This is a genomic window from Actinomycetota bacterium (assembly GCA_035540895.1).
In the GTDB taxonomy this organism is placed as follows: domain Bacteria; phylum Actinomycetota; class JAICYB01; order JAICYB01; family JAICYB01; genus DATLFR01.
In genome coordinates this window covers 38,867-47,706 of sequence record DATLFR010000242.1, presented here as the reverse complement: position 1 = coordinate 47,706, position 8,840 = coordinate 38,867, and the positions used below count along the sequence as shown (strand labels likewise).

At 66.7% G+C, this 8,840-nt stretch carries 15 protein-coding genes; 4 read left to right on the top strand and 11 right to left on the bottom strand.

All coding sequences use genetic code 11. The annotated features are described in order from the left end of the window. The coding region (locus tag VM840_13675; protein ID HVL82633.1) for a hypothetical protein at nucleotides 1-447 on the bottom strand (447 nt) is incomplete at its 3' end. Nucleotides 448-604: 157 nt separating this feature from the next. On the opposite strand from VM840_13675, the gene VM840_13670 reads away from it, so the two are divergent. From VM840_13670 to VM840_13660, 3 genes are all read left to right on the top strand, one after another. Then, the gene (locus VM840_13670) at nucleotides 605-1,285 is read left to right on the top strand and encodes a type II toxin-antitoxin system prevent-host-death family antitoxin (protein ID HVL82632.1); all 681 of its coding nucleotides are present in this window, start codon (nucleotides 605-607) and stop codon (nucleotides 1,283-1,285) included. Continuing rightward, nucleotides 1,282-1,719 carry a type II toxin-antitoxin system VapC family toxin gene (locus VM840_13665; GenBank protein HVL82631.1) on the top strand — a complete coding sequence of 146 codons (438 nt, stop codon included), beginning with the start codon at nucleotides 1,282-1,284 and terminating at the stop codon, nucleotides 1,717-1,719. Before VM840_13670 ends, VM840_13665 begins: the two co-directional genes overlap by 4 nt. Nucleotides 1,720-2,036: 317 nt before the next feature. Then, nucleotides 2,037-2,318, top strand: coding sequence for a hypothetical protein (locus tag VM840_13660; GenBank protein ID HVL82630.1), 282 nt, complete (start codon nucleotides 2,037-2,039; stop codon nucleotides 2,316-2,318). Nucleotides 2,319-3,765: 1,447 nt separating this feature from the next. Here VM840_13660 and VM840_13655 read toward each other — a convergent pair. The 7 genes from VM840_13655 to VM840_13625 all read right to left on the bottom strand — a co-directional run bounded on the left by VM840_13655 (nucleotide 3,766) and on the right by VM840_13625 (nucleotide 6,376). Next, nucleotides 3,766-4,038 carry a hypothetical protein gene (locus VM840_13655; GenBank protein ID HVL82629.1) on the bottom strand — a complete coding sequence of 91 codons (273 nt, stop codon included), beginning with the start codon at nucleotides 4,036-4,038 and terminating at the stop codon, nucleotides 3,766-3,768. A gap of 10 nt (nucleotides 4,039-4,048) precedes the next feature. Next, nucleotides 4,049-4,462, bottom strand: coding sequence for a phage tail tube protein (locus tag VM840_13650; GenBank protein HVL82628.1), 414 nt, complete (start codon nucleotides 4,460-4,462; stop codon nucleotides 4,049-4,051). A gap of 182 nt (nucleotides 4,463-4,644) precedes the next feature. Beyond that, a complete protein-coding gene (locus tag VM840_13645) occupies nucleotides 4,645-5,043 on the bottom strand; it encodes a DUF3168 domain-containing protein (protein ID HVL82627.1) in 399 nt (132 codons plus the stop codon). Next, entirely contained in the window at nucleotides 5,033-5,290 is a 258-nt protein-coding gene (locus tag VM840_13640; GenBank protein ID HVL82626.1) for a hypothetical protein, read from the bottom strand. Before VM840_13640 ends, VM840_13645 begins: the two co-directional genes overlap by 11 nt. After that, nucleotides 5,290-5,493 (bottom strand): hypothetical protein, encoded by a 204-nt coding sequence (locus tag VM840_13635; GenBank protein HVL82625.1) that lies wholly within the window; start codon nucleotides 5,491-5,493, stop codon nucleotides 5,290-5,292. The genes VM840_13640 and VM840_13635 overlap by 1 nt, the downstream gene beginning before the upstream one ends. Next, nucleotides 5,472-5,828, bottom strand: coding sequence for a hypothetical protein (locus VM840_13630; protein ID HVL82624.1), 357 nt, complete (start codon nucleotides 5,826-5,828; stop codon nucleotides 5,472-5,474). Before VM840_13630 ends, VM840_13635 begins: the two co-directional genes overlap by 22 nt. After that, nucleotides 5,825-6,376, bottom strand: coding sequence for a hypothetical protein (locus VM840_13625; protein HVL82623.1), 552 nt, complete (start codon nucleotides 6,374-6,376; stop codon nucleotides 5,825-5,827). Before VM840_13625 ends, VM840_13630 begins: the two co-directional genes overlap by 4 nt. A gap of 53 nt (nucleotides 6,377-6,429) precedes the next feature. Between VM840_13625 and VM840_13620 the strand changes: the two genes are divergently transcribed. After that, nucleotides 6,430-7,116 (top strand): uracil-DNA glycosylase family protein, encoded by a 687-nt coding sequence (locus VM840_13620; protein HVL82622.1) that lies wholly within the window; start codon nucleotides 6,430-6,432, stop codon nucleotides 7,114-7,116. On the opposite strand, the gene VM840_13615 is transcribed toward VM840_13620, so the two are convergent. From VM840_13615 to VM840_13605, 3 genes are read right to left on the bottom strand one after another with little or no spacing between them, the layout of a single operon-like run. Continuing rightward, entirely contained in the window at nucleotides 7,106-7,306 is a 201-nt protein-coding gene (locus VM840_13615) for a hypothetical protein (protein ID HVL82621.1), read from the bottom strand. The two genes, VM840_13620 and VM840_13615, sit on opposite strands and share 11 nt — an antisense overlap. An 11-nt stretch (nucleotides 7,307-7,317) precedes the next feature. Beyond that, nucleotides 7,318-8,259, bottom strand: a complete 942-nt coding sequence (locus VM840_13610; protein HVL82620.1) for a phage major capsid protein — start codon at nucleotides 8,257-8,259, stop codon at nucleotides 7,318-7,320. 6 nt (nucleotides 8,260-8,265) lie between these two features. Then, nucleotides 8,266-8,835: a hypothetical protein gene (locus VM840_13605; protein ID HVL82619.1), complete on the bottom strand. Its 570-nt coding sequence runs from the start codon at nucleotides 8,833-8,835 to the stop codon at nucleotides 8,266-8,268. Nucleotides 8,836-8,840 lie beyond the last annotated feature (5 nt).

The window sequence follows — 8,840 nt, the reverse complement described above, 5'->3', positions numbered from 1 at the left end:
GTCCGGTACGGGCGGCGCCTCCGGCAGAGGAGGCAGCGGCGGCGTCGGTGGCAGAGCCACCGGCGGGAGCCGGTCCGCCGCGGCCATCTGGTTCGCCGCCAGCACCATGCCCGAGCCGGCCCAGATCCTGATGCGGACAGGCTCCCCCCGCACGGCTGGGATGACCCCCGCTGGACGAGGTGACTCGCCGGGGGATCCCCCGCCGAATCGCCGCCACCCGTCGGGTCCGCTGAACAGCGAGATCTCCCACGAACCCGTGTAGCCGGCGGCGTAGACAACGGCCCCGGAGGCCGTGAATGTGCACGTCTCTGATCCCGACGGGTCCACGGTGGCGGCGACGCACCCGGCGCGGTCCTCCACGCGCTCGGCGTGGGCGAGCGGCGTGGTGGTCGCGGCGACGAGGACCGTCAGCCATATCGACAGAGGTCGGATCCGCTGCCCCCTCATGATCTGTCCCCTCCAGCGTCGCTTCCGTCTGCATCCAGCCCGATGTCCACAACCTGGGCGTGGGATCCTCCATCTGCCCCGGTCGATGCGAACGTATGCTGCATGAGGTCCAGGAACATGAGTCATATGGCTCAAGCGGGACCGCCACGTCACTCCGATGCGCATCTCCGCCTGGACCTTCGTCAGCCGGTGTGAGTTCGATGGGTTTGACGTGGAGATTGCATGCCCTGCGCGCGGGATCGGCTTCGTCCATTGCCGGTTCCGCGACTGCCAGATCCGCGTACTCCGTCCCTTCGCGAACTATCAGTTCTTCGACGTGGGGTCCAGGACGTCGAGGTGCCAGAGCCTCTCGCCTGACGCGTGTACTCCCGTGGAGGCGAACGGATTCGAACCGTCGACCTCTGCGTTGCGAACGAGGCGGGGGCCGGTCAGGGCGTTACAAGCGGTATCAGGCGCAATCGCCGTTTCCGCAGGTCAAGTCCGGTTTCAGCCGATGACCAGGGAAAACGTCCGGGGGCAAATGTCGGCAAGAATGTCGGCAAAGGTGTACCGTGGGCAGGAAAGGAGGTGTACCGTTTTGGAAGTAGGCATCCGAGAACTCCGAGACCACCTCCGCCGCTGGATCGACGCAGTCGGCCGCGGCGAAGAAGTCACCATCACGGAGCGAGGCCGCCCAGTCGCGCGCCTCATCGGCGCCTCGGCACCGGTCCCCTACGACCGCCTCGTCGCCGCAGGAATCATCACACCGGCCAAGCGACCGCGCAGACCTGATTCCGCTCATCGCCGGATCCGAGCCAAGGGCACCGTTTCGGACCTGGTTCGTGAACAGCGGCGGTGAACGTCTACTTCGAGACGTCGGCGATCATCAAGCTCGTCGTAGCGGAGGAAGGATCCACCGAAGCCTCCGACATCTGGAACGGTGCCGACCTCCTCGTCACCAGCCGGCTCTCCTACCCCGAGGCGCGAGCCGCTCTCGCCGCCGCCCGAAGAAGCGGGCGCATCTCACGACGCCAACTCGATGACGCGAAGTCGGCCCTGGAAGAGCGGTTCGCGGAGATGGAACTGATCGAAGTCAGTGAGGATGTCACGCGGAGCGCCGGCGACCTCGCCGAGTTGCGCGGCCTCCGGGGATACGACGCGGTCCACCTCGCATCGGTGCTTACGCTTGGCCTCGAGGACACCGTGATGGTCACGTGGGACCGCGACCTCGCCGACGCTGCACGACGGGCCGGGCTCGACCACGCTGGAGTCCCAATCGACCAGCCATCGTAAGCTCACCTCCATAGTCTTTGATTTCGCTCATACCGACCATCCCCCGGAAGGGTCATCGTGGTTCTTCTAGCGGGTAGGTTGGAGAGCCGATGTCAGTTGACTGGAGGAAACGCATGGGAGCCCGCGCCGCTCTAGTTCTGGCACTCGCAATCTTGATCGGCGCCAGTTGCGCGGACGGAAGCGAGCCTACGGAGCGTGGACGCCAGGGAACTACACCCACCCCCACTCCAACCCCAGCGCCATTCACCAAGTGTCAAAGCAACGCGGCCATCGAGGCCTTCGCAGACGCAGGCCTGGAAGTCGAGGGCCCCCGCCCGATGACGCGTGACGACTACGGAGCTGCTCCGCTCGTCGCGAATGAAGGAACGAGGTTCTTGATCCCATCCCTTGGGGAAGACAGCGGCGGCCGAGTCCTCTCGTTCGAAACTCCCGAGGATCGCGACAAGACGAAGGAGTACTACGACAGCTTGGGACGCGAGAGCGCCATGTTCTACTCGCACACCTTCGTCAAAGGCAACCTGCTTGTCCAGATCAACGGCGAACTATCCGATGACCGGGCGGCCGCGTATGACGCTGCTCTCCAAAGGCTCGACTGCTGACGATGCTCTTCCTGAACTGGTCGAACGACGAGGATCCTGGTTTCCCCTCACGCAGCGATGCAAACGGTTCGCACTGGAATCTGTGGAAGGTTCGCCAGCATCCGTACGCCCTTCTAACCCAAGGCTCGCGGGTTGTCTTGGTCGACTCATGGCCCGGCGGCGGAAGGATGAGCTGGGAGGTCGAGGCACTGCACGTCGTAAAGGAGCCCTACAACTCAAAGGCAGAGGCCAGTCGCCTGATAGCCGCAGGTCTCGGTCTAGATGCCCAGCGCGTCCGGCGTCACTACTACACGGTTCGTGGTCCGGACAGTGGGTACGTCCTTGCCTTCCGGTATCGGCCCGTACGTAAGATTGACCTGCCAAGACCCGCCGGCATGCGTTTCAGGCCGAATGGCTGGCTTCTCGTCGAGGACTCCAGCGTGCTCTCTCGGTGGGGGCTGACAGGGAAGCCAGCTGCTCCGCCGAGACAGAGGCGTGGAGGACAGGGACGCCTCTCCCTAGCTGAGCGACTGGCGGTAGAGGATCGAGCGATGCAGGCCGCTAAGGCCTGGTGCCTGAAGAATGGATGGCCGCTCGTAGAGCATGTCTCTCGCAAGAAGTCGTGGGACCTTGAGGGTCGCAAGACAAGGAACTCCGCCCCGTACTTCGTCGAGGTGAAGGGCACAATCGGGCCGGAGCCAACAGTGGAGCTAACGGCTGCTGAGGTTCGTCATGCTCTTCGGAATCCGGGCCGAACGATCCTCATAGTCGTCACGGGCATCAACCTGAATCGGAACGACCCTGCGCCCGCAGCGAGTGGGGGGCGCGTACGAGCATGGCGTTCCTGGGCGCCCGATCCCTCAGAGCTTGAAGTAACGCGCTACCGGTGGAAACCCTCTGGTGCTAGGGGGCGAAGGACAGCGCCCTCATGACTTCGAACGGAAGTGTCTCCAGTTGAACGGTCCTGCCCACACGCAGGAACTGCCCCTCGAGAGGGCGGCAGAGATCCTCTTAGGGTTCCTACACCAGAAGAGTGGCGACCTGACGAGCACGATTGCATCCCTCGAGCACCTCTTGGAAGGCACGGAAGCCGAAGCAACGAGGGGAATCGCCACACGAGCCAGGGTCACGCAGGAGTTGTTCGACGCAGCTGTGAGCTTCCGCAACAGCTTCGGACGAATCAACGACCTCATCCATGCGGCAGCGATCGTACTGGCCCTGCCTAGTCTCCTTGAGCCCGGGGAAGTGATTCGCGGACGTCCGTCTCTGGCCGCCGGCAATGACCCCACGAGACCCTTCGACCTAGAAACGAATCTACGGGTGGCGGAGTTCAAACTGTCGCGATGGGATACCGGGAGCAACGCGATGCGAAAGCGGCAGACATTCAAGGACCTGGTAGCGCTTGCCCTCGACAACACCGGTAGGCGCGCTCAACTGTTCGTTATCGGCCAGGCACCCGGCCGCTTCCTTAGAACGTCTCGGTCAGCCAGGACACGTCGGTGTCGGCGAAGACCCGGCGCCCGTCGGCGTCAACGACGCACAGGACAACGAGCCGAGCACGGACGTTTCGCAGGTCGAGGACGCGCCGGTCGCCGCGGAACCTCACGATGGAAGCCTCGTAATCGTCGCGCTGCTTGCCGGTCAGGCCGCACACGCGGACCCGGCCGCCCCACTCGGGGACGTCCGAGTCCTCTGAGGGGATGTCCTGAGCCTGTCGGATCTGCTCCTTGTCGAGATACATGCGCGTCTCCTTAGGCGGCGGCGAAGTCGGGCTGTCCTGTCACCTTCAGCGTGGCGCTGGCCGACAGTTCGCCGTCGTGGGGCGATGACGGCTCGAAGCCGGTCACGAGTGCCGGGAACCCCCATGTCGCCCCGTTCGGGAACAGCAGGCGCCACGTCCCCACGCGCCGCGCCTGCAGATCGTCGAGCAGGGCCGTCTGCGTGGGGTCGTCGGGCAGGAAGTTCAGATCGAGCGACACCTCGCCGGGGTCGATGAGCGTCGAGATGAACTCGCGCCACGGACCCGAGTCGTGCGAGGTGACGTCGGACGTGTCCACGGACAGTCCTGGCCCCCCGATGTTCCTCACCTCGGCCACCGTCGTGTACGTTCCCGGGGTCGCCGGGTCTTCCCGCTGGAGCTGCGTTCCCTGTGCGCCGATCGCCATCTGCTATCCCTCCTTCCGCGTCTTGCGCTTGGTTTCGCCGTCGGGCTCGGCCGCCGGTTCGAATGCGGGGCCCGGATGGCGCTCCCGGGCGTGGCGCTCGATACCGTCCCGCCGCGACGTTGTGAACGGGCAGCGCCGGCAGTCGTACTGCGTGCGCCCTCGGTAGTCGCGCTCTGTGTAGTTCACGAAGTTGCCTCCTCATGCCAGACGATCAGGTCGAGCTGGACGCGCCAGATGCCGGTGTCCGGCTCGTAGCCGTCCATCTCCGTCACCACCGAGACGTCGTTGATCCGGATCCCGGCGGACTCGCCGCGCCACCCGTCCACGGACTGGCGGACCCGGCGAGCCAGCTCCTTGGCCGCCGCGTACGTCTCGGCCCAACAATCGACCTGGATCCGCGGCCTCGCCAGCCCCGACGGACCCTCGTGTGCCCTGATCCGGGGACCGGAGATCCGCTGGTAGCTGACGGCCGGGAGCCGGAAGCCCTGCGGCAGGTGGACGGGGTGGATACCGTCGCCCACGAGCTCGGCCACATCCTGGGTGGCGAGCAGCAGATCACGCAGTGCCCGTTCAGCCTCCACGAGCGATCCGCTCGATCTGGACTCGAAGCGTCGTCCCGAAGGCGGCCACGGCCGGGCCCTTGCCTGCGTCCAACGCTGGCCGCAGGAACGGCCGGGCCGGGATGTGGACCCGGCGCGCGAACACCGTCCGTCCGCCGGCCTGGAAGCGCAGCATCCGGGCTCGCTTCGCCGAGATGACCGCGCCTCGCTCGTGGACGGGGGCCCAGAAGAGGTCACTGCCCACGTGGACGGTAATCCGGCGGGGCATCAGCGCGGCTCCACGCGGATGGACCGCCCCAGTTCGCCCCCAGGGCCGCCGGGGGCCTTCGTGGCGGCCGTGCCTCGCACCACCTCGCCCGCGGCCGCCAGGGCGAGCAGGGTGGCCTTCCCGGCTAGCTCCCGGTCGAGCCGGCGCAGCTTCCGGCCCAGCTCGTCGGCACCATGCACGGTTACGGTGATCCGGTCTGCCATTCGATGAACCTCAGTCGTGCCTCAACGTGGTGCAGCTCGCCGGTCGCCGGCCGACGGACCAGCCGCGGAGAACCGACCACCTCGAATACCCGGCCCTCGCTCTGGATCCGGTCGAGCGGCCGGATGCCGGTTGCCTCGGGCGGCAGCACGATCAGCCAGTCGCTGATGGCCGCCTCGGCGCCCCCGGTGACCTCCTGCTCCGAGGTCTGCTCCAGGTAGGCCGGATACGTGACCTCTTGCGTGGCGGACTCGATGCGCTGCCCGTAGTCGTCCGTCGCGAACGAGCGATGAACGACCTCCACGCTCTGGCCTCGAAGCAGGCCGCGGAACGTCATGCCGTCTGCCTGTAGCGCCGGCAGACCCGCCGCTCTTCCGCTGTGAGCAGTTCACCCCCGCTGTGGGGATACGTGACGCTGTATGACCCGATCGACTCGGCCTGTACTCCGCCCGGGTTGGCGTACAGCCGTGCCGCCGCCTGGAGGCAGACGGCCTGGAGGTCACCCGGCACCGGATCGAAGCCGTGGCTGTACACGATCCGGATCTCGGTTCGCGGTCCGCCCCACCCCCACACCGGCCGGGCGTTGGACAGCGGCGGCGCCGACCGGAGCAGCAAGCCTGACCGGCGCCACTCCCAGCCGCCCTCCGGCAACGTTTGCCCGTCCACCTCGACCACATCGACGGAGAGCACCGGCGGGTTGGGAAGCCACAGCTCCGTCCGCCACGTCCCGCGCAGCCGAACCTCATGGCCGTCGCGCCGCTCGACCTCGTTGCCCGCCTCACCCTTGATGGCAGCCGAGACCAGCTCGAGACAGCGCTCGGCGCGGAGCTGATCAACCTCCGTGCCGACCAGATGAACGAGTTCCTCAGCTCCGGCGAGGGCCATAGCTCTCCTATGCGGTCAATGTGGCACCTGATGCCTGGGTAGCCTTGGCCGACATGGACAAGAGCGCGCGGCTCCTCGAACTCGCCGCCCGACGGAAGGCCACCAGATGGCCGGGCTACGGGAGCATCGGCGACTACCACGACGGGATCTACGAGTGCGACTTCGTTTCGCCCTACACCAAGTCGGCGGGCAACGTTGATTCGCCGCTGATGATCCTGCTTCAGGACTGGGCGTCCGAAGACGTGCTGCAGGGGCCGGTCCTGCCGGAGCGGATCGAGTTCGGTCACGACCCACACCGTCGGACGAACCAGCAACTCAAGGCGCTGCTACGGCGGCACTTCGACATGGACCTCTCCAACGTCTTCGCGACGAACGTCTTTCCATTCGTGAAGCTGGGAGGGATGAGCGCCGCCATCCCCACGCGAGACCTCGTCCGTGCTGCCCGCGAATTCGCCATCCCTCAGATCGAGATCGTCCGTCCCGTCCTTGCCGTATGTCTGGGAAAGAGCGCCTTCAATGCTGTCGCGATCGCGGCTGGCAACCCGCCCTCACCATCTGTCGATGAGGCGATCGCCAGGCCGTTCCGATTCGGCACCGCGGAGATCTGGTGCCAAGCGCACACAGGCCCGATCGGCACGAACAATCGCAACGCAGGCGGCGTGAACCGAGTGGACGACGACTGGGCCCGCATGGCCGAGGCCTTCCATGCCGCAGAGCAAGCCCGAAACCTCAACTCCTGAGGTTCACCTTGGCCTTCGCCGCGAGATCGTCGTCGGTCTCCGGCGTTGGCTTTCCGGCCAGAACGCCGGGCACCGTGTAGTGCTCGTTCGGTGTCGGGTCGGGGGTCTGACCCAGGTAACCCTTCTCGTCCTCGGCCGCCTTGGCCTCGTCCGGCGACGTGGACCCCTGCTTCATCTTCTTGTCAGGCATCACGTCCTCCTTTATGCGGTCGGTGCGGTCAGGACCGCGAACGGGTAGCGGTCACCCTCCGCCTGCTTCTCCCACGTGATCGTGTTGGCCACCTGGAACCCCACTCGGAACGTGACCCGCAGCGCCACCATGTCCTGCTGGGCGAGGTTGTAGACGATGGCGCCGGTGTTGTCCTGGATCACGGCCTGATCGAGGACCTTGTAGGTGAAGTCCTGACGGACCCCGACCACGCCCTGCGCGAAGTCGCCGGCGAACATCTCCACCTCGCCCGGTCCCTGCGGCCACAGGCCCGGCATCGCGTACCGGACCGGTACGCCCTCGAGCTCGTTGGTCGAGACGTCTAGCAGCTTCTGTCCGTCGGTGGCGCGGGCGCCCCGCAGCCGGGCCCGGAACGTGCGCGCCGTGACGAACCCGTTGACGTCGAACCCATCCTCCTCGACCAAGGCCATGAGCTGGTTCAGGTCCTCGGCGATGCCACCCTTGTTCTCCGCGTTCGTTCCGCGGGCGTACACGTTCCCGGTGGCGGTCGTGCCGGTGAGGATGTCGTCCGGCCAGCTCGCCGGCTTGTTCACACCGAAGAAGACGGCGGCGTCGAAGGTGCGTCCGATCGCCGACTCGAGTGACGGCCGCACCTCACCCCAGACGTCGAAGGACGCGTCGTCCAGCACCGTCTCGGGGATCGGCACGATGGCCGCCAGCTCCTCGACGTTGATGTACTTGTTCGCCCACGCCATCTCGGTCGTCTGCTTCAGGCCGGTGTCGCCGTTGACGAAGTAGGCCGTGGGCAGGGCAGACAGGACGGGCAGCCGGCTCTGGTTCCGGGGCACGGTGATGCGCCGGAACAGAGTGAGCGCCGCCGACTGGTCCCGCAGCGACGTGAGGATGGCGTTGGACACCTCCTCGGGGATGAGCGCCGCGACGTCGGTGCGGCTGATCACGTTGTCGTAGGGCATCTCTCATCAGCTCCTTCCGGCGGCTCTCCGGATGAGCGCGTTCATGTCGCTGGCCGGAGCGGGTGTCCCGCGAGGACCGCCGTCTGCTGAACCTGGCCCGCGGGGCCGGAACAGCTCAGGGCGTCGCTCACGGAACTTCTCCACCACGGCTTCGGCGTTGGACGGCCGTCCGTCGTCGGAGAACTCGAGCGTGGACGGGTCCGCGAGACGGGCGACATCCTCTGGGTAGAGGGCCCCCGCTGCGGCGGCCGCGGACGTGAGGGCCTGGGCGACCCGGATCTCCCGGCGTTCGCGCTCCCACGTCTCCCGTTCGGTCTCCAGCTCCTTCAACCGCTTCGACATGCGCTCCTGGTCGGAGAGCCTGGCGTTCTCGTGTTCGGCGAGCTTCGCCTCGAGCTCGGCGTTGCGACGCTCGAGCTCGGTGGCCTTCTTCTCGAAGGGGCGAAGCTTCTCGATGAGCGCTCTCGCGCGGTCCGGGTCCCACGGCGTGCCGTCGGTCCCGGTGCGGCCGGCATCCTGTCCGGCCTGCCCGCCGTCGGGCTGGTTCTGGGGTTCCTGACCCTCGTTCTCCGGCATCTCGC

Excerpts from the sequence above, each read along its gene's own strand:
- VM840_13620 (HVL82622.1), top strand. The coding sequence starts at position 6,430 with ATGGACAAGAGCGCGCGGCTCCTCGAACTCGCCGCCCGACGGAAGGCC.
- VM840_13670 (HVL82632.1), top strand. The coding sequence starts at position 605 with ATGCGCATCTCCGCCTGGACCTTCGTCAGCCGGTGTGAGTTCGATGGG.
- VM840_13660 (HVL82630.1), top strand. The coding sequence starts at position 2,037 with ATGACGCGTGACGACTACGGAGCTGCTCCGCTCGTCGCGAATGAAGGA.
- VM840_13655 (HVL82629.1), bottom strand. The coding sequence starts at position 4,038 with ATGTATCTCGACAAGGAGCAGATCCGACAGGCTCAGGACATCCCCTCA.
- VM840_13635 (HVL82625.1), bottom strand. The coding sequence starts at position 5,493 with ATGGCAGACCGGATCACCGTAACCGTGCATGGTGCCGACGAGCTGGGC.
- VM840_13630 (HVL82624.1), bottom strand. The coding sequence starts at position 5,828 with ATGACGTTCCGCGGCCTGCTTCGAGGCCAGAGCGTGGAGGTCGTTCAT.
- VM840_13650 (HVL82628.1), bottom strand. The coding sequence starts at position 4,462 with ATGGCGATCGGCGCACAGGGAACGCAGCTCCAGCGGGAAGACCCGGCG.
- VM840_13615 (HVL82621.1), bottom strand. The coding sequence starts at position 7,306 with ATGCCTGACAAGAAGATGAAGCAGGGGTCCACGTCGCCGGACGAGGCC.
- VM840_13640 (HVL82626.1), bottom strand. The coding sequence starts at position 5,290 with ATGCCCCGCCGGATTACCGTCCACGTGGGCAGTGACCTCTTCTGGGCC.
- VM840_13610 (HVL82620.1), bottom strand. The coding sequence starts at position 8,259 with ATGCCCTACGACAACGTGATCAGCCGCACCGACGTCGCGGCGCTCATC.
- VM840_13625 (HVL82623.1), bottom strand. The coding sequence starts at position 6,376 with ATGGCCCTCGCCGGAGCTGAGGAACTCGTTCATCTGGTCGGCACGGAG.
- VM840_13605 (HVL82619.1), bottom strand. The coding sequence starts at position 8,835 with ATGCCGGAGAACGAGGGTCAGGAACCCCAGAACCAGCCCGACGGCGGG.